The sequence below is a fragment of the Amycolatopsis sp. NPDC054798 genome (genome assembly GCF_053611505.1).
Genome location: NZ_JBSHAM010000002.1, coordinates 125,002 through 147,365 on the forward strand (window position 1 = coordinate 125,002; position 22,364 = coordinate 147,365).

At 71.1% G+C, this 22,364-nt stretch carries 18 protein-coding genes; 5 read left to right on the forward strand and 13 right to left on the reverse strand.

Annotation, left to right across the window (positions count from 1 at the left end; all coding sequences use genetic code 11):
* Positions 1–726 precede the first annotated feature (726 nt).
* Positions 727–2,907: an RNA polymerase recycling motor ATPase HelR gene (gene helR / locus ACWGIC_RS02110; RefSeq protein WP_452074034.1), complete on the forward strand. Its 2,181-nt coding sequence runs from the start codon at positions 727–729 to the stop codon at positions 2,905–2,907.
* Between the two features lie 4 nt (positions 2,908–2,911).
* On the opposite strand, the gene ACWGIC_RS02115 is transcribed toward helR, so the two are convergent.
* Positions 2,912–3,877 (reverse strand): AsnC family transcriptional regulator, encoded by a 966-nt coding sequence (locus tag ACWGIC_RS02115; protein WP_452074035.1) that lies wholly within the window; start codon positions 3,875–3,877, stop codon positions 2,912–2,914.
* A gap of 111 nt (positions 3,878–3,988) precedes the next feature.
* Between ACWGIC_RS02115 and ACWGIC_RS02120 the strand changes: the two genes are divergently transcribed.
* The gene (locus ACWGIC_RS02120) at positions 3,989–5,401 is read left to right on the forward strand and encodes an amidase (protein ID WP_452074036.1); all 1,413 of its coding nucleotides are present in this window, start codon (positions 3,989–3,991) and stop codon (positions 5,399–5,401) included.
* Here ACWGIC_RS02120 and ACWGIC_RS02125 read toward each other — a convergent pair.
* Positions 5,330–8,497, reverse strand: a complete 3,168-nt coding sequence (locus tag ACWGIC_RS02125; protein WP_452074037.1) for a BTAD domain-containing putative transcriptional regulator — start codon at positions 8,495–8,497, stop codon at positions 5,330–5,332. The genes ACWGIC_RS02120 and ACWGIC_RS02125 overlap by 72 nt on opposite strands.
* Positions 8,498–8,592: 95 nt before the next feature.
* On the opposite strand from ACWGIC_RS02125, the gene ACWGIC_RS02130 reads away from it, so the two are divergent.
* From ACWGIC_RS02130 to ACWGIC_RS02140, 3 genes are all read left to right on the forward strand, one after another.
* A complete protein-coding gene (locus ACWGIC_RS02130) occupies positions 8,593–9,450 on the forward strand; it encodes an NAD(P)-dependent oxidoreductase (protein ID WP_452074038.1) in 858 nt (285 codons plus the stop codon).
* A gap of 10 nt (positions 9,451–9,460) precedes the next feature.
* Complete coding sequence (locus ACWGIC_RS02135) at positions 9,461–10,321, forward strand: NAD(P)-dependent oxidoreductase (protein ID WP_452074039.1); 861 nt, start codon at positions 9,461–9,463, stop codon at positions 10,319–10,321.
* Between the two features lie 170 nt (positions 10,322–10,491).
* Positions 10,492–11,454: an ArsR/SmtB family transcription factor gene (locus ACWGIC_RS02140; RefSeq protein ID WP_452074040.1), complete on the forward strand. Its 963-nt coding sequence runs from the start codon at positions 10,492–10,494 to the stop codon at positions 11,452–11,454.
* Between the two features lie 2 nt (positions 11,455–11,456).
* Here ACWGIC_RS02140 and ACWGIC_RS02145 read toward each other — a convergent pair whose 3' ends face one another.
* From ACWGIC_RS02145 to ACWGIC_RS02195, 11 genes are all read right to left on the reverse strand, one after another.
* On the reverse strand, positions 11,457–12,800 hold the full coding sequence (locus ACWGIC_RS02145; RefSeq protein WP_452074041.1) for an MATE family efflux transporter: 1,344 nt from the start codon (positions 12,798–12,800) through the stop codon (positions 11,457–11,459).
* Positions 12,801–12,837: 37 nt separating this feature from the next.
* Positions 12,838–14,034: a pyridoxal phosphate-dependent aminotransferase gene (locus ACWGIC_RS02150; protein WP_452074042.1), complete on the reverse strand. Its 1,197-nt coding sequence runs from the start codon at positions 14,032–14,034 to the stop codon at positions 12,838–12,840.
* A gap of 3 nt (positions 14,035–14,037) precedes the next feature.
* Positions 14,038–14,433, reverse strand: coding sequence for a VOC family protein (locus ACWGIC_RS02155; RefSeq protein ID WP_452074043.1), 396 nt, complete (start codon positions 14,431–14,433; stop codon positions 14,038–14,040).
* A 22-nt stretch (positions 14,434–14,455) separates the two neighbouring features.
* Complete coding sequence (locus ACWGIC_RS02160; protein WP_452074044.1) at positions 14,456–15,565, reverse strand: Ldh family oxidoreductase; 1,110 nt, start codon at positions 15,563–15,565, stop codon at positions 14,456–14,458.
* Positions 15,562–16,785 (reverse strand): MFS transporter, encoded by a 1,224-nt coding sequence (locus tag ACWGIC_RS02165; protein ID WP_452074045.1) that lies wholly within the window; start codon positions 16,783–16,785, stop codon positions 15,562–15,564. The genes ACWGIC_RS02160 and ACWGIC_RS02165 overlap by 4 nt, the downstream gene beginning before the upstream one ends.
* Positions 16,782–18,095, reverse strand: coding sequence for an ATP-grasp domain-containing protein (locus ACWGIC_RS02170; RefSeq protein ID WP_452074046.1), 1,314 nt, complete (start codon positions 18,093–18,095; stop codon positions 16,782–16,784). The genes ACWGIC_RS02165 and ACWGIC_RS02170 overlap by 4 nt, the downstream gene beginning before the upstream one ends.
* Positions 18,095–19,384, reverse strand: coding sequence for an aminotransferase class III-fold pyridoxal phosphate-dependent enzyme (locus ACWGIC_RS02175; RefSeq protein WP_452074047.1), 1,290 nt, complete (start codon positions 19,382–19,384; stop codon positions 18,095–18,097). The genes ACWGIC_RS02170 and ACWGIC_RS02175 overlap by 1 nt, the downstream gene beginning before the upstream one ends.
* Positions 19,381–19,839 carry a cupin domain-containing protein gene (locus ACWGIC_RS02180; RefSeq protein WP_452074048.1) on the reverse strand — a complete coding sequence of 153 codons (459 nt, stop codon included), beginning with the start codon at positions 19,837–19,839 and terminating at the stop codon, positions 19,381–19,383. The genes ACWGIC_RS02175 and ACWGIC_RS02180 overlap by 4 nt, the downstream gene beginning before the upstream one ends.
* Entirely contained in the window at positions 19,836–20,279 is a 444-nt protein-coding gene (locus tag ACWGIC_RS02185; RefSeq protein ID WP_452074049.1) for a discoidin domain-containing protein, read from the reverse strand. Before ACWGIC_RS02185 ends, ACWGIC_RS02180 begins: the two co-directional genes overlap by 4 nt.
* Positions 20,280–20,289: 10 nt before the next feature.
* The gene (locus tag ACWGIC_RS02190) at positions 20,290–20,985 is read right to left on the reverse strand and encodes an HAD family hydrolase (RefSeq protein WP_452074050.1); all 696 of its coding nucleotides are present in this window, start codon (positions 20,983–20,985) and stop codon (positions 20,290–20,292) included.
* A 73-nt stretch (positions 20,986–21,058) separates the two neighbouring features.
* Complete coding sequence (locus ACWGIC_RS02195; protein ID WP_452074051.1) at positions 21,059–22,354, reverse strand: hypothetical protein; 1,296 nt, start codon at positions 22,352–22,354, stop codon at positions 21,059–21,061.
* Positions 22,355–22,364 lie beyond the last annotated feature (10 nt).

A 22,364-nucleotide genomic window follows, 5' to 3' on the forward strand; every position in this document is an offset into this window, starting at 1 on the left:
CCCGCACGGTCCGGCGCCGCTCGGCTCGTCGGCCCCGCTCGGCCGGTCCCGCACGGTCCGGCGCCGCTCGGCTCGTCGGCCCCGCTCGGCCGGTCCCGCACGGTCCGGCGCCGCTCGGCTCGTCGGCCCCGCTCGGCCGGTCCTGTCCGGGCCCGGTGCCGCTCGGCTCGTCGGTCCGGTCCGGCAAGCTTCCGCCTGGTTCGGTTCGTCCGGCCACTCGGGATGGCTCACGCCGTTCGTCATCGGCCAACCCGCCGTCGCTGGGTGCGGCACGTCAGCACCTAGCCGGCCGCGGCTGAGCGCTCCGTTCGATCCCGCCCGGCACTCCGCCCGCCACGCCATAGTCCCGGTTCGCCACGGACTCGGCTCGGCCGCGGAGCTTCGCCCCGCTACGGCATTGGCCCGGCGAAACTAAGGGCTCAGTTAAGCCCTGCACGCCTGACGACACGGTGGACCTGGAACCGGCTCGGCTCGGCTCGGCTCGGCTCGGCTCGGCTCGGCTCGGCTCGGCTCGGCTCGGCTCGGCTCGGCTCGGCTCGGCTCGGCTCGGCTCGGGAGAGCTTGCCAGCCCGCCAGCCCACACCCGGCGAAGCGAAAAACCGCGAGAAAAACCCGACTCCGCCCAGCCACTTGACAAAGGGTGGACAATAAAAAATCGACGCGTCTTCACCAAGCAATCAGAAGTCGCGCCGAATCTGGGTTCAGATTAACAGCAGCGAGGGGCACTTGTCAACTCAGGGGTACGAAGAAGAACTGCGGTCCGAACAGGACTACGTCGCCGGGCTCTACCGGCGGCTCGACGATGAGCGCCGGAGGGTCAAGGAGCGCTACACCGCTGCCCTCAAACGAAACGACGAGACTCCGGGCGAGCGCGACGTCGAGGTGCGCGCGCTCACTCGTGAAACGCGGCGGCTTTCGGTCGCCGACTCCGGGTTGTGTTTCGGGCGGCTCGACGCGCTCGACGGCGACCATTCCTACATCGGCCGGATCGGGCTTTTCGACGAGGACGACGAGTACAAACCCGTTCTTCTCGACTGGCGCGCGCCGGCGTCCAGCGCGTTTTACACCGCCACCGCCGCCACGCCTGAGGACATGCGGCGACGGCGGCAGTTCCACACGCGCGGGCGGCAGGTCACGTCCTTCACCGACGAGGTTTTCGGGCGGCCGGGCAGCGGCGAGGAGAACGACGCCGACGCGGCGCTGCTCGCCGCGGTCAACGCGCCTCGCGGCGAGGGGATGCGGGACATCGTCGCGACGATCCAGGCCGAGCAGGATCGCATCATCCGGCTCGATCATCCTGGGGTCCTGGTCATCGAGGGAGGGCCGGGGACCGGGAAGACCGTGGTGGCGTTGCACCGCGTCGCGTATCTGCTCTACACCCAGCGGGAGCGGATGGAGCGGCACGGGGTCCTCGTCCTCGGGCCGAATCCGTCGTTCCTGAACCACATCGGGCGCGTGCTGCCGTCGCTCGGCGAGTCCGACGTGGTCTTCACCACGCCGGGCGGGCTGGTCCCGGGGCTGCGGGCGCACGCTGAGGACGAGCCGGAAGTCGCGCGGTTCAAGGGATCTCTGCGGATGCTCGACGTCCTCGCGGCGGCGGTCGCGGACCGGCAGGAGCTGCCGAAGGAACCGATCCCGATCGAACTCCGCGACGTCACGGTCCGGATCGACGCGGAGACCGCCGAATGGGCCCGTGACGAGGCGCGGCAGAGCGGACGGCCGCACAACGAGGCGCGGGCGGTGTTCGTCGAGATCGTCACTTACGTGCTCACCGAACGCGCCATGACCCGCATCGGGCGCGGTTGGCTCACTCGCGACGACAAGGAGGAGTGGGAGGACCTCCGTTCCACGCTCGTCAAAGAACTTCTGGCGAACGCATCGTTCGTCAAGGCGATCGACAGCCTTTGGCCCGTTCTGACCCCGGAAAGCCTGCTGACCACGCTGTACTCCTCCCCCGCGCGGCTCACCGCGGCCGGCGCCAGCCAGGCGCTGCTGCGCGAGCCGGACGCGGCCTGGACGGTGTCGGACGTCCCGCTCCTGGACGAGCTGATCGACCTCCTGGGCACGCCGCCGGACCGGAAGAAACAGCGGGAGGACAACGCCGAACGCGAGGCGGAGGCCGAGTACGCGGCGGGTGTGCTGGACATCATGCGGCTCGACCGCGAGGAGATGGACGAGGACATCGGACTCTCCGCGGAGCATCTGCTCTACGACACCGATCTGGCCGAGCGCTTCGTCGAAACCGACACCCGCGACCTCGCCGAACGCGCCGCCGCGGACCGGGACTGGACCTACCGGCACGTGGTGGTCGACGAGGCGCAGGAACTGTCCGAAATGGACTGGCGGGTGCTGATGCGGCGGTGCCCGAGCCGGTCGTTCACCGTGGTCGGCGACCTGGCGCAGCGCCGGTCGGCGGCGGGGGCGCGCGACTGGGGTTCGATGCTGGACCCGTACGTCCCGGGCCGCTGGGCCTACCGTTCGCTCACCGTCAACTACCGCACCCCGGCGGAAATCATGGCTGTCGCGGCCTCGGTGCTGGCCGAGTTCGCGCCGGGCGTCGAGCCGCCGGAATCGGTGCGCGCGTGCGGGGTCCGGCCGTGGTCGCGGAAGGTCGCCGACGACGAATTGCCCGCTGCGGTCGAGGAATTCGTGCGGGCCGAGGCGGGCCGGGAAGGGACCAGCGTCGTGATCGGACCGCCGGACGTGCCGGGCGCGGTGCCGGCGTCGGAAACGAAGGGCCTGGAGTACGACGCCGTGCTTCTGGTGGACCCGGACCGGATCCTCGCGGAGGGACCGCGCGGCGAGGCCGAGCTGTATGTCGCGCTGACCCGTGCGACGCAACGGCTCGGCGTGCTGCACCGCGGCGCGTTGCCGTCGATGCTGAGCGGGTTGGAGGAACGAGGGTAACTTCTCAGGAGCGCAGTTCGGGAGCGAGGACGCTGCTGCGCTTCAACGCTTTCAGCACCACCCCGGTGTGCACCGAATCCGCCTGCCTGGACCAGGCGGAGCTGCCGACGAACTCGTGCAAGGCGGCGATGTCGGGCAAGGTCACGTCAGCGAGCAGCTGATACTCGCCCGTCATCGCCGCCGCGTACCGCACGTAAGGCGAGCTGAGCAGAGCCCGTCCGAGGTCGTCGACGTGGTGCGGGCGGCACCGGATCCACAGCAGCGCTTCGACCGGCAGCCCGAGCACAGCAGGTTCCACTACGGCCCGGATGAACACCTTTTCCTCGCGCCGCAATGTATCCAGGCGGCGGCGGACGGTCGACTCCGAGATTCCGGCGGCGCGGGCGAGTTCCTCGTGGGTCCGGCGGCCGTCCTCGCGCAGCGCGCGCACGATGGCGCGTTCGTCGCTGCTGAAGGACACGCCGTCGGGCTCCCGGGGCTGCGGGGTCGGCTGCGGCAGCGAGGAGATCGCCGCCGTCTCGGCCGGGCTGAGCAGGCCGGGCTGCCATTCGTGGATGGTGCGGTAGTAGCGGGTGACGGTATCGGCCGTCAGATCGTGCAGGCCGGGGATTGCCGCCATCTCGTCGAACATGAAGGTCTGCAGCCGGTTGCGGTCGCAGAAGACCTCGGCGACCAGTTCGCCCTGCCCGGTGATGAGGTAGCAGAAGCTGGTCTCCGGCCGTCCCGCGAGCGCGGTGCCCGCGGGACGGCCGAGCCCGGCTTGGCAGCGGCCGCGCACCAGCAGCGGCACACCGTGCGGCGAAACGGCGACCACCGTCACGACGCCGGTCTGCAGCAGGTGCGTCCCGCGACGGGCCACCGTGCGCTCCGGCGCGTCCAGCACCTCGGCGATCCGGCGCCAGGACGCGCGGCCGTCGACTTGGAGCGCGCCGGCGATCCGGCGGTCGAGTGGGTCCAACCGTGCGGTCATCAGCCAATACTCTGGCTGATTCCGTCATTTGTCGAGCAGCTCTTGTCTGACCTCAGCAGCACGCGCGAAGCTGGCGTCTCGAACGGACATCGCCGCCAGGAAAGGAAGCCAGTGAGCGCCGAGGAGATCTGCTACCTGCCCGCCCGCGAGCTGGCCCGGCGGTTGCGCACCCGCGAGGTGTCCGCCCGCGAGGTCCTGCGAGCCCATCTCGATCGGATCGAGCAGGTCAACCCCCAGATCAACGCGATCGTCACCCTCACCGCCGAGCGCGCGCTGAGCGAGGCCGCGGCCGCCGACGAACGGCTCGCGCGCGGCGAGGAGGTCGGCCCGCTGCACGGAATCCCGGTGGCGCACAAGGACACGCACGACGTCGCCGGGGTCCGCACCACCTACGGCTCCCCCATTTTCGCCGACCACGTGCCGGACAGCGACACGCTCGTCGTCGAACGGATCCGGGCCGCGGGCGCGATCACGCTCGGCAAGACGAACGTGCCGGAGTTCGGGGCCGGTTCGCACACGATGAACCCGGTCTTCGGAGCCACCCGCAACCCGTACCGGCGGGAGTTGTCCGCGGGCGGCAGCAGCGGCGGCGCGGCGGCAGCCTTGGCCGCGGGCTTGCACCCGCTCGCCGAGGGCAGCGACATGGGCGGTTCGCTGCGCAATCCGGCGTCGTTCTGCAACGTCGTCGGCCTGCGTCCATCGCCCGGCCGCGTGCCGACCTGGCCGGCGACGATGCCGTGGGAGGCGCTGGGCGTGCAGGGGCCGATGGGCCGGACAGTCGCCGACGTCGCGCTGCTCCTCTCCGTGCTCGCCGGGTACGACGAACGCAACCCGATCGCGCTGGACCAGCCCGCCGCGCCCTTCGCCGGACCGCTCGACGCCGACCTCGCCGGGCTGCGCGTGGCGTGGTCGCCGGACCTCGGCGGCCTGCCGGTCGACCCGGCGGTCACCGCCGTGCTGGAACCGGCGGTGCGGGTGTTCGCCGACCTCGGCTGCCGCGTCGAACCGGCCTGCCCCGATCTCACCGTAGCGGACGAGGTGTTCCGGACTCTTCGCGGATGGCTTTTCCACGCCGGAATGGGCGAACTGCTCGAAAAGCATCCGGACAAGATGAAGAAGACGCTCGCCGGCAACATCGCTTTCGGCGCAACGCTTTCCGGTGCCGACGTGGCGAACGCGCAGACGCGGCAGCTGCAGCTCATCACCGGGATGCGCGAGTTCTTCACCCAGTACGACCTCCTGCTCGCGCCGGTGAGCCAGCTGCCGCCGTTCCCGGTGGAATGGGAGTACCCGGAAACCGTTGCCGGACAGCCGATGCACGACTACCTCGAGTGGATGCGCTCGGCGTACTCGATCTCGGCGACCGGCTGCCCGGCGCTGTCGGTGCCAGCGGGGTTCACCGGCGACGGACGTCCGGTGGGGCTGCAGCTCATCGCGCCGCTGCGGGGCGAGCTAGGGCTGCTGCGCGCCGCGCACGCTTTCGAGCAAGCGACCGGGCACGGAAACCGGCGTCCCGTCTTCTGAAGTCCCGGATTCGCCGCCCGCGCGGAATTCGGCGGCGAACTCCGCCGCACCGAGGCCGTCGCTCGCGCGGGCGGTGATCCGGTCCACGTCCTCGCGCTCCGCCGCGGGCAGCGGCGCGCCGACGCCGGCCCGGGACGCGGCTGCCGCGCCCAGCAGCCGCGCGGCTTCGCGATGCGCGCCGGCCAGTGCGTGCGCTCCCGCCAACCCCTCCAACGCCAACGCGATCGCCCGCGGATCGCCCGTCCGGTGCGCGATCTCGTAACCTTCCTGATGCCGCCGCAACGCGGTTTCCGGATCCTCGCGCAGTTCGGCGACGAAACCGAGTTCGGCGAGAATCAACGTGTTCCCCGGTTCGAAATCGACCTGACGGTTCCATTCGAGCAGCGTCCGCAAATGCTTCTCGGCGAGATCGAGGTTCCCCTCGCGCCGGGCACCCAGAGCGAGCCCGGTCAACGCGTACATCTCCCCCGGCGTGAAGCCGTGCTCCGCGGCGACCTCCCGCGCCCGGTGATGCCGCTCCCGGGCCAGGGCATAATCCTTGCGCAGCAAGGCAACCCGGCCCAGCCACGACAGCTGGTACGACGCTTCCGGCCACAAGCCCAGTTCCTCGGCGATCCGCAATCCTTCGGTGTATCCCGCTTCGGACCGCGCGTAATCCCCGGAAAGCGTACCGAGCGTGCCCTGCCCGAAAATCGCCTGCAGCTGACCCCATTTGTCGCCGATTTCGGCGAACAGTTCCGCGCAGCGGTCGGCGTAACGCCGTGCCGCAGCGATGTCGCCTCTCGCCAGCACCTGGCTTGCGCGGTCGCCGCTTGCGGCAGCGATCCCCCACCGGTCACCAGCGGATTCGAAGGCGGCGAGGGCGTCCAGGGTCAGCGGTTCGGCTCCGGGCAGATCGGCCACTGTGGACAGTGCGTAGCCGATGAACCACTTGGCCCTGGCGCTCATCGGCAGCTCCGCCACGGGACGCCAGTCCAGCCGGTCACCGGCGAGGATGCCGAGCGCGGCGAGCGTCGCCTGTGCTTCCGTGCGCAGCTCCGCGTCGCCGCCGGGCAAGCCGAGTGCGGCGCGCAGGGTCCGCATCGCCTCCGCCATCCGCCCGCGCAGGAACCGGTGCCAGGCCAGCCGGTTCGCCAGCCGCAAGGCATCGTCGGCGCTCCCCCAGCCAGCCAGGTTTTCCGCCGCGGAACGCAGATTCGGCAGGTCCGCGTCGAGCCGCCGCAACCATCGCCGCTGGTCCCGGCCGCGCAGGCCAGCATCTGCGGTACCGGCCAGCCGGAGGTAATACTCCGCGTGCCGGCGCCGCGTCTTTTCGAGTTCACCGGCCTCGCGCAACCGCTCCAGGCCGTAGACCGCCACCGATTCAAGCAACCGGTAACGAGGCACGCCGGTGTTCGCGGGCACGACCAGCGAGCGGTCGACGAGTTTCGCCAGCAGACCCAGCACCTCGCCTTCTTCGACTCCGCCGCCCGCGCAGACCGCCTCGGCCGCGTCCAGCGCGCAATCCTCGGTGTGCACTGACAACCGTTGCAGCACAAGGCGTTCGGGCTCGCTCAGGAGTTCCCAGCTCCAGTCGATCATCGCACGCAGCGTCTGCTGCCGGGCGGGCACGCCGCGCCGGGCGGTGTCCAGCAGGCGGAACCGGTCGTCCAGACGGCGCAGCAACTCCGGCACGCCGAGCGCGCGCACGCGAGTCGCGGCGAGTTCGAGCGCCAGCGGCAATCCGTCCAGTTTCCGGCAGATCTCCGCGACCGCCTCCGCATCGTCACTGTCCACTGTGTACCCGGTGTCGGCGACCCGTGCGGCGAACAGCTGCGCGGCGCTGTCGTGGTCCAGCGGCGGCACCGGGAACTGCGTTTCCCCGGCGAGGCCGAGCGGCTCCCGGCTGGTGGCGAGGATCCGCAGCCCGGGCGCGGCCGCCAGGAGCCGTCCGGCCACCGCGGCGACCGGCTCGATCAGCTGTTCGCAGTTGTCCAGGACGATCAGGGTTTCCTTGCCGCGCAAGGATGCGGCAAGGCGTTCGGCCGGATCCGCCAGAGCAGGCACCGCCACGTCCCGGATTCCCAGCGTCGCGGCGATCGCCTCCACCACCCATTCGACCGGCGGGCACTGGCTCAGCGCGCATTCGTGCCGGTCAAGGCCGGTCAGCTCCACGAGCCACGCTCCCGCGGCGAAGTCGCCGCCGAGCCGGTGCGCGGTCTCCAGCGCGAGCCGGGTCTTGCCGACGCCGCCGGGGCCGGTGAGCGTCACCATCCGGGACTCGCGGACGAGCGTGCTGACGGCCCGCACCGCGGCGGTCCGGCCGACCAGCGCGGTGAGCGGCACCGGAAGCCGCGGCGCGACCGCGGTCAGAGCCGGGTCCTGCGCCAGGATCGACCGGTGCAGCGCGGTCAGTTCGGGGCCGGGGTCGACTCCCAGCTCATCGGCGAGACGGCGGCGGAGTTCGTCGTAGGAGGCCAGCGCTTCGCTCTGCCGCCCTGCGGCGTACAGCGCGCGCAGGTGGAGGGCGCGCAGCCGTTCCCGCAACGGATGCTGCCGGACGAGGTCGGCGAGTTCCGCGGCGAGCGCGGCATGTTCGCCGAGCGCGAGCCGTGCGTCGGCGAGATTTTCTTGCGCGGCAAGGCGATCCTCTTCGAGCCGCTGGATTACCGGCTGCGCGAAGGGTTCGTCGGCGAACTCGGCGAGCGCCGGGCCTCGCCACAACGCCAGCGCTTCGGTGAGCAGTGCGACCTTCGACCGCGGATCGTCAGCCGTGCCCGCCTCCGCCGTCAACGCGCGGAACCGGCCGGCGTCCACCGCCTCCGGCTCGATCCGCAGGACGTAACCAGGCGCCTGATATGCCAGCGCGCTGCCCTGTCCCGGTTCGGCGCGTTCGAGTGCGCGGCGCAGCTGGGAGACCTTCGTCTGCAGGGTGTTGACCGGGTTCCCGGGCAGCTGCTCGCCCCACAGGTCGTCCGCCAGCCGGTCCGCCGACACCGGAGCGCCCTCGTGCACGAGCAGGACCGCGAGCAAGGTCCGGACCTTGGCCTCGGGTACCCGGACCGGGCGGCCGTCGTCGCTGCTTACGGCCAAGGGCCCCAGGATGCCGAATCGCACGCATCCACCGTAACCGCCTCCGTGCGCGGACCCGCAGCGAACCGTGCGCGGCCCCCGGCACCGTGGTCGGCAGATCGACGAACTGGAGGGACGACATGTCCGGGAATGCGACCGTGCTGGGACTCGGCGCGATGGGCAGTGCGCTGGCAGGCGCGCTGCTGGAAGCGGGACGGCCGGTGACGGTCTGGAACCGTTCGGCGGGCCGGGCCGAACCGCTGGTAGCGAAGGGGGCGGTGGCGGCGAAGTCGGCCGCAGAAGCGGTCGCGGCCAGCGAGCTGGTGATCGTCTGCCTGCTGGACGACGCGTCCGTGCGCGAGGTGCTGGCCACGACCTCGCTGGCGGGCCGCACCGTGGTGAACCTGACCAACGGCACCCCGCGCCAGGCGCGTGAGCTGGCGAAATGGGTTTCGGAGCGGGGCGGGGCGTTCCTCGACGGCGGCATCATGGCGATTCCGCCGATGATCGGGCAGCCGGGCGCGTTCGTGTTCTACAGCGGGCCCCAGGACGTGTTCGACGCGCACCGCGCGGCGTTCGACGCGTTCGGCGGCAGCAACTACGTCGGCGAGGACCCGGGGCTGGCCGCGCTGCACGACCTCGCGCTGCTGTCCGGCATGTACGGGCAGGTCATCGGCATCTTGCAGGCCTACGCGCTGATCCGCAGCGAAGGGCTCTCGGCGGTCGAGTTCGCGCCGCTGCTGAGCGGATGGCTGACCGCGATGGGCGGCTTCGCCGAACAAGCCGCCAAAGAAGTCGACAGCGGCGACTACACCCAGGACGTCGTGTCGAACCTCGGGATGCAGGCGGCCGCCTTCGACAACCTGCCCGCCGCCGCGGCTGACCAGGGCGTCAGCGGCGAACTGCTCGCGCCGCTGCACCAGCTGCTCCTGCGCCGCGCCGCCGACGGCCACGGCGCGGAAAACCTCACGAGCGTCATCGAACTGCTGAAGAAATAAGGAGAATCCGATGAAGGTGACGATGATCGGCCTCGGCCCGATGGGCCAGGCCATGGTGCGGTCCTACCTGGCGGCCGGCTACGAGGTGACGGTGTGGAACCGCACCGCGAGCCGAGCCGACGGGCTGGTGGCCGAGGGCGCGAAGCGCGCGGCGACCGTCGCCGAAGCGCTGGCGGCGAACGAACTGGTACTGCTCAGCCTCACCGATTATCAGGCGATGTACGACATTCTCGCGCCGACCGAGGACGCGCTGCGGGGCAAGATCGTGGTGAACCTCAGCTCGGACACGCCGGAGCGGACCCGCGTGGCCACGGAATGGCTGGCCGCACGCGGTGCGGAGATGATCGCCGGCGGGATCATGGTGCCCGCACCGGTCGTCGGCACTGAGGGCTCGTTCGTGTTCTACAGCGGTGCGCAGCCGACGTTCGACCGGATCGAACCGGCCCTGCGGGTCATCGGCAGGCCGGACTACCGGGGCGCGGACCCGGGCCTGGCGCAGCTGTACTACCAGGGGCTGCTGGACCTGTTCCTCACCACGCTCTCGGCGTTCCTGCACTCCGCCGCGCTCGTCGGCACGGCCGGGGTGTCCGCCGCGACGCTGGTGCCGTACGCGACAGAACTGCTGACGCTGGTGCAGACGTCGCTGGACGAGGCCGCGAAGAACGTCGACAGCGGCATCCACCCCGGCGACCAGGCGAATGCCCGGATGATGGGTGCGACGGCCGACCACGTCCTCGCCGCGAGCCGCGACGCGGGCATCGACCTGGCCCTTCCCGCGGCGGTGAAGGAGCACTACGACCGCACCGTCGCGGCCGGGCGCGGGCAGGACAGCTGGACCAGCCTGATCGACGCGATCCGGAGCACGGCCTGACCGCCCGCGGCCGGGGAACGCCGTTCAGCCCTGCCGAAGCCGCCGGCCCGCCCGCCGACGGATCCGCACCGGTCGGCTGACGCCGCTTCCCAGGCCGCGGTCCCGGGGCGCATCCTGGACCCACAGCCGCGCTGGGGAGGTGCGGACCGGGGGTGGTTTCCGTGCTGCGCATGATTTTCACAGCCGAGGACCTGTGCCGGGTGCGAGTGGCCGGCGCCACGCACCCGACATGGGAGCTGATCCTGAGCCTCAACAGTCTCCAGGACCCGCACGTGCCCCTGGAGCACCGCGGCTGGCGGGAGACAGTCCTGGCCGGCGCCCGGCGCTCTCCCGCCCGCTGGCGCTGCCTGAAAGCCGCCGCGGCGCTGGTCCCGGCCGGGAATTTCCCGGATTTCCTGACTCCCGCGCTGGACGAGAGGGACGTCGGCGCGCACTTCGACACCATCCTGTCCCAGCCGAAGGCCGCGCTGCGCGAGGACATCGTCCGCACCTTCGCGCGGCACCGCCGCGTGCCGCGCTGGGCACGCACGGTCTACGCCGACGGCGACACCCGAGGGGTCGTGCACGCCCTCCGCGAGTACAGCGACCTGGTGCTCGAGCCCACCCGGCCGATCCTGGACCGCCGCGTCGAATCCGAGCGCGCCCGGTACGCGGAACACCTGCTCAGCGGCGGCGTCGAAGCTCTGCTGGGGAACCTGCACCCGTCGATCCGGTGGCACCGCCCGGCGCTGGAAGCGGATTACCCGCGCGACCACACCGTGGCGCTGGCGGGCCGGGGGCTGGACCTGGTTCCGGCCCATTTCTGCTGGGGAGCGCCGGTGACGTTCATCGACGCCGCGCAACGGCCGATGCTGGTGTGCCCGGCGACCGGCCTCGTCCCGCACGAACCGCTGGCCGCCCGCGAGGATCAGCTGACCGGTCTCGTGGGCCGCACGCGGGCGCGGCTGCTGTGCGAATTGGCGGCGGACGCCTCGACCACGGCATTGGCGGCGCGGCTGGGGGTGTCGCCGGCGGCGGTCAGCCAGCATACGAAGACGTTGCGGACGGCCGGGTTGATCACCACGACGCGGGCCGGGGTGGGGGTGCATCATTCGCTCACGCCGCTGGGAAGGGCGTTTCTCGGGGCGCGGTGATCTCACGAGCGAGCCCGGGGCACCGCGGCACCGGTGACCGCCCAGCGGCCGGACCTCCAGCGGCTCACCATCGCTACCAGCCGCAGCAGGATGAACAGCACCAGCCCGGCCCAGATCCCGGCGAGCCCCCAGCCGAAGGCCAGCGACAGCCAGATCATCGGCAGGTAGCCGAGCGCCGCGGAGCACAGCGCCGCCGTCCGCATGAAGCGCGCGTCGCCGGCGCCGAGCAGCACCCCGTCGAGGGCGAACACGATCCCGGCCAGCGGCTGCACGGCGGCGAAGAACCACCAGGCTTGCGGCACCTCGGCGAGCACGCCGGGGTCGCCGGTGAACACCGGCGGCAGAACCGGTTCGGCAGCCAGGAAAACCGCGCAGAGCACGCAGCCGAGCACCAGGCCGTAGCGGGTGATCTGCCCGGCCAGCGCGGTCGCTTCGCGCCGTTTGCCCGCCCCCAGCGCCGCACCGACCAGCGACTGCGCCGCGATGGCGAGGGAATCCTGCACCAGGGTCAGGAAGTTCCACAGCTGCCAGACGATCTGGTGCGCGCCCACCGCGGCGGTGGAGGTGCGCGCGGCGACCGCGGTGGCCGAGAGCAGGCAGACCTGGAAGGCGAGCGTCCGGACGATCAGGTCGCGCCCGAGCACGAGCTGGCCCCGGACCGTCGGCAGATGCGGCCGGGCGAACGCGTTTTCCTTCGCCAGCGCCCGCAGGAACAGCCCGCCGGAAACGGCCTGGGCGACGACGTTCGCCACCGCCGATCCGGTCAGCCCCCAGCCCGCCGTCCAGACCAGCACCGGGCAGAGGACCGCGGAGATCCCGTTGCCGGCGAGCACGTACCGCAACGGGCGGCGGGAATCCTGGACGCCGCGCAGCCATCCGTTGCCCGCCATGGCGATCAGGATGAACGGCGCGCCGAGGACCGCGATGCGGAGCCAGCCCGCGGCCGCCTCTGCGGTGGCCGGGTCGCCGGCGAGCAGCCGCGCCATCGGCGAGGCGAAGAACTCGACCAGCAGCACCACCGCCGTCCCCACCGCCGCGGCCAGCCAGGTCGCCTGCATCCCCTCGGCGACCGCCGCCGGACGACGGGCCGCGCCGTACAGCCGCGCCGCGCGGGAGGTCGTGCCGTAGGACAGGAACGTCAGGTTGGTGGCCAGCTGCGACAGCAAAACGCCGCCCACCGCCAGGCCGCCAAGGGGCACTGCTCCGAGACGTCCCACCACGGCGGTGTCGACCAGGATGTAGAGCGGTTCGGCCGCGAGCACGCCGAGCGCCGGGACCGCCAGACCCAGCACCCGGCGAGGGGAAGCCTTCTCCGTGCCGGGCGGCTCGCGGATCACCGAACGCATACCGGCCCGTGCTTTCACCGGACCGGCCGAAAGCAGCTCACGGCCGCGCCTCGGCGAGACATTTGCGGATCCGGCTGACGCCCTCGACCAGGTCGTCGTCGCCCAGCGCGTAGGAAAACCGGAGGTAACCCGGGGTGCCGAAGGCTTCGCCGGGGACGACGGCCACCTCGGCTTCGTCCAGCAGCACCTCGGCGAGTTCGGCTGTCGTCTCCGGCCTGCGGCCGCCGATCCGCCTGCCCAGCACCTCCGTCGCCGACGGGTAGACGTAGAACGCTCCTTCCGGTTCGGGACAACGGATTCCGTCGATCTCGTTGAGCATCCGGACGATTGTCGTACGGCGCCGGTCGAACGCTGCCCGCATCTTCGCGATCTCCTCGGCGCCCCCGGAAAGCGCGGCCACCGCAGCGGCTTGGGCCACGTTGCAGACATTCGACGTGACGTGGGACTGCAGCCTCGTCATGGCGGCCGCGATCTCCGGCGGGGCGACCGCCCAGCCGACCCGCCAGCCGGTCATCGCGTAGGCCTTCGCGACCCCGTTGACCACGACGCACCGGTCGCGCAGTTCCGGAACCACCGCGGGAAGCGAATGGAACCGCGCGCCGCCGTAGACCAGATGCTCGTAGATCTCGTCCGTGAGCACCCACAGGTCGTTCGCGGCGGCCCACCGGCCGATCTCCTCGAGCTGGTCCCGGGAGTACACCACGCCGGTCGGATTGCCCGGCGACGCCAGCACGAGCATCGCGGTCCGCGCCGACCGCGCGCGTTCCAGGCTTTCGACGCCGACCCGGAAGTCCTCGCCGCCGGGCACCGGGACCGCCGTCCCGCCCGCGAGCGCGATCGCCGCCGGGTAGGTCGGCCAGTACGGCGCCGGGACGAGCGCTTCGTCCCCGGGATTCAGCAAGGCCGCGAAGGCTTCGTAGATCGCCTGTTTGCCGCCGTTGGTCACCACGACCTGCCCGGGGTCGACGTCGAGACCCGAGTCCCGCCGGGTCTTCTCCGCGATCGCGTCTTTCAGTTCCGGCAGCCCGCCGGTCGGGGAATACCGGTGGAGGCGGGGATCCCGGCACGCGGCCGCCGCCGCCTCGGCGATGTAGCCCGGAGTGGGGAAATCCGGTTCGCCCGAAGCGAAAACGACGACCGGCCGTCCGGCGCGAAGCAAAGCCTTCGCCCGGGAATCGACAGCGAGGGTGGCGGATTCGGCGATCGACGCGACCCGGGCGGACCTGACCGGCATGGCTCAGGCCTCGGGGTAGTTGCTCAGCTCGATCAGGTTCCGATCCGGATCGCGCACGTAGACGCTGGTGATCGGGCCGAGCGCGCCGGCCCGTTCGACCGGGCCGTCCTCGATCTCGACGCCCTCCGCGCGCAGCTGCGCCGCGACCGCGTCGACCGGATCGGCCACGATGAAGCACAGATGCTCGGTGCCCGGGCCGGGATTCGCGGCGGTCGGCTGAATTTCGTTGCCCGCCTCGTGCAGATTGATCTTGCTGTCGCCGAACCGGAGCGCCTTGCGGTTGGCGACCAGGCTGTTGAAGGTCACCACTTCCATGCCGAGCACCCGGCCATAGAAGTCGACCGTCGCGTCGATGTCGTTCACGGTCAGCACTGTGTGGTCGAGCCGTTCGTACTGCATCGGTTGCCTCCGAAGGGGTTGGTCACCGCGACGCGGTCGCCGTGGGGATGTCCTGGTTCAGCAGCGCCGGGCCCGCGATGCCGAGCAGACCGGCGATCCGGCGGAGATCGTCGGCCACGGATTCGACGAGCGGCACGCCGTACGTCCGGCGGCGCGCGGCGAGACGATGCCGCCGGTCGCCGGGAATCCGCGGCGGGTCCGCGTCGTCGACGGGCTTCGCCGCGCGGATCTCGTCCGCCATTTGCGCCAGCGCGCCGGACAGCACCGCCGGTTCGCCGAGCGCCGCGAGGCTCAAGCAGAACACAAAGTGGCCGACGCCGGCCTCGCGGCCTTGATAGGTGTGCTTGCTCCACAGCGCTCCCGCGAGCGGACCGCAGAGCAGTTCGACCAGCAGCGCCAGCCCGGATCCCTTGTGCCCGCCGTGTTCCTGGCCGACGCCGCCGACCGGGAGCAGCGCGTGCCCGTCCCGGCGGATCAACCCGTCCACCGTGCCGGGGATGTCGGTGGTGACGCGACCCTCGGGATCCAGCGCCCAGCCCGGCCGCATTCCTTGCCCGGTACGGCCGAGCTGCTCGATCTTCCCCCGCGACACGACACTCGTCGCCGCGTCGAAGCAGAGCACGCCGTCGCCGGCCGGCACGGCGTAACTGATCGGATTGGTGCCGAACATCGCCTCGCGGACGCCGACCGGAGCCACCTGCGGCACGGCGTTGGTGGCGACCATCGCGAACGCGCCGGTCCGGGCCGCCCGCTCGGCGAACCAGCCCGCGATGCCCATGTGGTTCGACCGGCGGACGAACGCGACGGACGTCCCGGACGACCGCGCGCGCTCGGCGGCGAGATCCACGGCGGTGCACAACGCCGGCTGACCGAGGCCGTTGTGGGCGTCGACGACGCAAACGCCGCCGTTGTCCCGCACGACCTCGGGCACCGCTTCCCGATCGATAGTCCCGTCGCGCAGCCCTTCGACGTACCGCCGCAAACGTGCGACGCCATGGCTTTCGACGCCGCCGAGATCCGCGGAGACCAGAACGTCCGCGGTGACGTCGGCGTCCTCGCGGCGCGCTCCGGCGGTCCGCAGCGCTTCGCCGGCGAATCTCGTGAGTTCGGTGGCTCCGAAATAGAGAGTCATGCCGTCCTCCTCACGACGGGCAAAAGCAGAATCGCGGTGACCGCGAACGCGACCGCGCCGAGACCGAGCCAATAAAACTGGTCGGAACCGCTCGCGCGGACCACCAGGAACACCGTCCCGCCGCACAGCGACCCGAACGCTTCGCCCGCCGTCCAGCAGATTTGCCGGAAATTGAGCCGTTCGAGCGAGGTGGAGAACGGCAGCGCCGCGAACGCCGTGTTGAGCATGGGCGTGAAGACCATCTCGGCGAGCGCGAACAGCGCGATGGCGAGCAGGCTCGCGGCCAGCAGCGGCAGACCCGATCCCAGGCACACCATGGAAACGCCGAAGACCACAGTGGAACCGCCGAGCAGCAGCATCGGCCGCGCACCGCGGTGCAGCAGCGCGGAAACGCCGCGGGTGACCGTCGACTGCAGGACCACGATCGCGACCGCCGGGCCGGACAGCAGGACCGCCCGCATCGCCGGGGTGTCGATCCCGTCCGCGACCAGCAACGCGAACGCCGAGTAGAACTGGGCGTACAGGAACGTCGCCAGCGTCGCGATGACGACCGTCCGCCACGCGAGGCTTTCCCGCAGCACCGTCGTCAGCCCCGCCCAGCTCACCGGCCAGGCCGTGGGCGTCGGCGACGGACGGAGGTCCCCGGGCAGCCACCGCAGCAGCACGAGCGAGGCGAGCAGGCAGCAGCCGGCGACCGCCGCCATCAGCGGCCGCGCGTCGCCGGCGACGTACAGCAAGCTCGCGATGAACGGGCCGAGCGCGCCGCCGACGTTGAGCGCGATGTTCATCCGCGAATACGCCCGGTTCCGGTCGACGTGGCCGCTGATGCGTTCGGCGATGAACACCCGGGCCAGCACCTGGTGCACGCTGATCCCGACCCCGGCGATCAGCAGGGCCGCGAACAGCAGCGCGAACGTGTGCAGCACCGCCAGCAGCGAAAAGCCGACCGTCGCGAGCAGCCAGCTCAGCCACAGCGCGGTGCGGTACCGGAACCGGGGCAGCCACCGGTTGACGGCGAGGGAGGCCACGCCGACCGCGGTGAAATACCCGAAAAGCGCGCCGCCCACCGCCCCCGGCCCGGCTCCGGGGTCCTGCGTCGCGATCAGCACCCCGAGCACCGGCACGACGCTGTACTGGCCCAGGTTGCCGAGAAGGTTGTCCCACGTCAGCACGGTGACCGCGCCCGCGGTCGCCGGTTCGACCTCCGGCTGGGCGGTCATGCGGGCCGCGGCCGGGCCGGCTCGGTCTCGATCGCGACGGACCGGCGGACCCGCGCCTCGAGCGCGTCGATGTCCTCGTCGAGCGGGGCGTCGAAGATCGCGGTGACCGCCCGCGACGACGATTCGGTGATCGGGAGGAGCCGGTCGCCGCGTTTCTTGAGCACGAACAGTTCGTGCACGGTGGCCGGGGCGTCCTCGGCGACCGCGCGCAGCGGCGGCCAGATCCCGGTGGTGTCGGCGAGCCAGCGCGGTTCGACGCCCTCGGCCCGCACGTCGACCAGAATGCCGGGCGTGTGCTCGAAATAGACCTGGCGGCCGCGGCGGCGGAACGTCGCCGGGTAGCCGGTCGGACGGCCCATCGCCGCGTCGATCAGCACCGGTTCGACCGGCTGCCCGGTCGCCAGGTGGTACAGATGCAGGCAGGCGTCGCCCGGCGCCCGCGCGGCGATTTCCATCAGCACCACCCGGCCGTCCTCGGCGAGCCGGTATTCCGCGTGCGCGAAACCGGTGTCGAAGCCGAGCCGTTCGACGACTCCCCGCTGCGCTTCGGTGATCAGCGCCGTTTCCCGGGCGTCGAGATTGTCCGGCGGGGTCGTGTGCACCAATTCGACGAAGAACTCGGTCGAATCCTCGTTGGTGCCCTTCTGCGTCAGCATCGTGACGATCGGCTTGCCGTCGATCACGATCGAATCGACGTTGTATTCGCGGCCGTGCACGCGTTCCTCGACCAGCAGCCTGCTGTCCGGTTCGAGCTCTCCTACGATGCGGGCGAGCGCGGCGGAGTCGTCGACGAGGCGGACCCCGATGCTCGACTCGCGGTCGAGCGGCTTGACCGCGGCGGGGAACGGCCCGTCGTAGGCCGCCGCGTCCGTTCCTCCGTGCACGAGAACCGATTTCGGGCTCCACTCGGCGAGATAGCGCCGCTGCAGGAGCTTGTTGCGGCAGACCCGCGCGGCCCGCATGCCCACGCCGGGAAGGCCGAGCAGGTCGCTGATGAGCTGGCCGGCCTCCACGTAGACCTCGGCCCCGACGAGCACGCCCGCGACGGCGTACTCCTCCGCCCAGCGGGCCGCCTGGTCCACGATGCCGCTGAGGTCGTCGCCGGAGTGGAGGGCGACGTCGGCCAGTTCGGCGAACGGATGGCCCTCCGTGCCGAGGAGTTCGAGGCCCCGCTGCACCATCGCCGAGCCCCGCGGCTGGGAAACGGCCAGCACCGCGATGTCCCGCGCCCGCAGTTCGGTCAGGTACGGGCCGATCTTCGACAGATCGCTCAGTACGATGAACCCCGGCGTTTTCCCAGTGCTGTCCATCAATGCTCCAGTTCCGTGGTGACGTCGGCTTTTTCGGACGCCGCGGCGAAGACGGCCAGCCCTTCGGCGAGTTCGGCTCCGGTCGTCGTGAGCGGCGGCATGATTTTGACCATGCCACCGCCGAGCGTCGAGGGCACGCACAAAAGCAAGCCGTTGTCGACGCATCCGGCGACCAGGCAGCGCGCGGCGGCCGGGTCGAGTGCTCCGTCCGGGCGAGTGAACCCGATGCCGGCGACCATGCCGAAGGAGCCGATCACCCGGTGGCGGCCGGGCGACCGGGCCGCCCACGCGGCCAGTCCTTCGCCGAGCTGCCTTCCCCGCTCCGCCGCGTGCTCGACGAGTTTTCCGTCGGCGAACAGCGCGAGGTTGGCTTCGGTGGCGGCGAGCGCGACCGGATTTCCGCTGTGGGTGCTGGTGAGTTCGCCCGGCCGCAGGTTTTCCGTGCAGCGCGGATTCCCGATCAGCACCGCCGACACCGGCAGGGAGCCGGAAAGCCCCTTGGCGCACAGCAGCAAATCCGGGCGCGCCCCGACGTGTTCGTAGGCGAACAGCTTGCCGGTGCGGCCGAATCCGGACTGGATCTCGTCGAAGACCAGCAACGCGCCGGTGCGGTCGCACCACGCGCGCAGCGCCACCGCCGCCGCCGGGTCCAGCCGGCGCAGCGTGGAACCCTGGTACAGCTCCCCGAGGACGCAGGCGACGTCCTCCGGGCGCACTCCGACAGATTCGAGTTCCGCTTCGAATTCAGTGATATCCCACGGTTTTCCCATTTCCGGGAAGGGAACCCGGATGAAAACATCGTCGCACTCCGGGGCCCAGTCACGCTGGGCGGGCAGCCCGCCGGCGAGTTGCGCGCCCAGGGTCCGGCCGTGGAAAGCACCCTCGAAAGTGACGACGACCGCGCGCCGCCCGCCGGCCCTGGCGTGCCGGCGCGCGATCTTCAGCGAGCCTTCGACCGCCTCGGCCCCCGTCGTGTAGAGCACGCACTGGCCGAACCCGGTGAGTTCGGCCAGCGCGCGGACCACGCGGGCGCGCACCTCGGTCGGGAACATGTACGCGTGCAGCAGGCCGAGCCTCGCCTGTTCGCTGATCGCGTCGGCGACCTCCGCGCGGCCGTGCCCGGCGTTGGCGGTCAGGATTCCGCTGGTCCAGTCGAGCCAGGAACGCCCGCGGCGGTCGAAGACCCGGCTGTCGCGGGCGTGGTGCCAGACCACGGGATGCTGGGTGTGCATGGTCGCGGGTTCGTAGCGGCGCAGGGTTTCCAGCACCCAGGCGTCGGTTCCGGTCACGAGGCGCGCACCGTCCACGAGGTCCCGCTCGTGTCCGAGGCGGTCACCGCGATCGCGACGAGCTGCTCGTCGCCGGTGTTGACCAGGCCGTAGTAGAGGCCCGCCGGGGCGAGCCCGACGTCCCCGGCGGCGACCGGATGCCTGCTCGGCTCCGGCAGCGGCTTCTTCGGCGGGGCGTCGAGGGGATAGTGCGCCGAAGGCACGTAGCAGGCCCCCGGATCCGGTTCGGCCGAGTCGAAGACCTGGAACTCGCCCCGTCCGGCCAGCACGACGATCATCCCGTCGGCCTTGGGGTGGCTGCGGGCCGAGATGTCCTGGCCCGGGGAAAGCCGCCAGGCCGCGGCCTGCATCCGCTCGCTGGCGAACAGGCCCAGCTTCCGCGCCACGCTGTCGTCGCAGGGCGCCGTGGGAACGGTGAAAGTGCGCAATGCCATCTGCCCCGGTTCTCCCGTCATTCCTCGAAGAGTTGGATCTGCATGATCTGCGTGAAGTACTTGCCGCTCGGCCGGATCTCGACCCCCGAGGTCTCCACCCGCACGCGCCGGGTCGCGACCGGTTCGAGCGCGCCCTCGAACCAGTGCCCGGCCTCGACGTCGATCCCCTCGGCCGACAGCACCGTCTTCTGGCCGCCGCCCTCGGGCAGGGCGAGCACGCGCAGCGCGCGCGGGAACCCGGTGCGGATCACCGGGACCGGGCGCCGCTGGAGGCGGATGCGGACCGGCACGCGGACGCCGCCGAGGTCGAACTCGAGGTACTCGGCGCGGGAGGTGTTGCGGCTCGGCGAGCTCCACCCGGTGTGCGGACTGCCGTCGAGCAGGAACTGCTCGTTCCAGAAGTCGTACCGGTGGCAGCCGGACGAATCCGTCACGAAGCAGTCTTCGATCAGGGCTGGCATGCTTCTCCTCCTAGCGTCGGCTTTTCGTGTCGTCCATCGCGTCGAGGACGCTGTCGATCCCGGCGAGTTCGCCGACGACGAAGTCCGCGTCCGCCTTGGCCGCGGCGGTGTGCGCGAGCTGCCGGTCGACGAGAACCGTGGTCATGCCGACCGCGCGGGCGCCGCGCAGTTCGTCGTGCTGGCCGTCGCCGACGAACGCGCAATGCGGGGCGGCGATCCCGAGCCGGTCGTAAGCGTGCCGGTAGATCTCCGGATGCGGTTTGAGGATCCGGACCCGGTGCGAGAACACCGTGACGTCGAAGTACTCGCGCAGCCCGACCCGGTCGAAGAGCCATTCGGCGTGGTCGGAGGCGTTGGTCACCAGCGCGAGGGAAAGCCCGCGGAGGCGGAGCCGTTCGAGCAGGGGCACCGCCTGCGGGTCGACCTCGATGCTGTCGGCGAAACTGGCGAAATGCCGTTCCACCGCGCCGCGGGCGGCCTCCGGGGACACCTCGGCCCCGCTTGTCCGGGCCGAAAGCACGATCCGGGCCACGATGCCGGGCACGATCGAAGCCATCGTGTCGTCGTGGAGCCGGTCGTACTCCGGTTTCCACCGCGGCAGGTCGAGGCCGAGGTCGTCGGCGACCCGCCGGAAAAAGGGGTTGCCGGGCATTTTCTCGACCAGGGTGGAGAACAGGTCGAAGCACACTCCCTGGATTTCAGGCACCGCGGCGCCCCCGATCGCGTTGAGGCATGGCTGTTCCGGTCTCCTTGCGTTGGGCTGAGGGGACGAGACAGGGTCAGACGGGCTGCAGCAGGCGGTCTTCCGGGCGGCCGAGAGGAAGCCGCCGTTGTTCCCGCAGAACGCTCTGCTTCACCCAGTTCAGGCCGAGCCGCTCGAAAATCTCCTGGTGGTCGGTCTCGACCCGGACGTTGTTCGCGGCCAGCTCGTCGACCACGGTTTCGGCGAGGTCGCAGTTGCCAGCTATGTGGAGGCCGCCGTCCGGGCCGACGGTGTACGGGCTGTCCTCCATGCCGAACCGGATGATGTCCACGCCGCTGTCCGGCTGAGCCGCGTACGACACCAGCCTGCGCAGGGCGCACGCGCGCCGCCCGGCCAGCGGGCCGACGTCGCGCGGCAGGAAATGCTCGGCGGCTTGCTGCGGCAGCACGGCGGCTCCGACGGTGATCGTCACGTGCCGCTGCTGGATGCCCGGCTCGGCCAGGTCGTGCTCGAGGCTCTTGGCGGCGTCCACGACCCGCTTGAATTCGGCGTAGCAGCGGGGAAAAGGCAGCCTCGGCGAGAACCCGAAGAGCAGGGTCACGTTGAGCTGGCCGCTTCGCCCCAGCCCGAGCAGCGGATGTTCCACGGCGTAGCGGGACATCGCGTAGCTGCGCGGGAACTGGACCCACTCCACCTCGTCGAAGAGGCCGAGCCGGTGCCGGGCCTCGATCGCGCTCCGGTAGACCTCGAACTGGATCAGCGGCGAGGTGCGGCCGTAGTTCGAGCCCTCGCTCGTCGAATAGGTTTCGAACTGCGAAGCCGTCACATTGCCGGACGGCTGATAACTGAGGATTTCGTCGCCGAAGTCCAGCCGGTCGATTTCTTCCGCGGTCCGTTCGCCGAACTGCCGCTCCATTTCGCACATCAGCTGGAGTTCGACAGCGGATTGCAGCGTCACGAAGTGCGCCCCGCCGAGATGCAGCGGGATGCCGCACTGGCTCAGCCTTTCCCATTCGCCGAACCGGCTGATGCTGTCGCGCACTTCTTTGCCGTTGCGGCTCGCACCGAAGCTGATCAGCAGGTCGCGGCAGCGGCGCTGCAGGTCCCGGCTCAGCTCCTGGTACACCTCGTTGCTCGTGGTCTGTTCGTGCGTGTGCCGGTTCCGCGCGTGGTAGTGGTAATACCTGCATCCCATGCCGTACAAGGCTTCCGCCTCGGCGAGCAGGGCGGGCGCCGACGTCTTGATGGCGGAGCCGGCGCAGATTTCGTCCAGGAGAGCGTCCCCGGTCGGCCGGTGGTTGGCCGGGGTGAACTTGGCTCCCGTCGAGGCGCAGCCCAGAACCAGCGACTTCCCATCCGCGGTGGATTCCACTTGTGTCCCC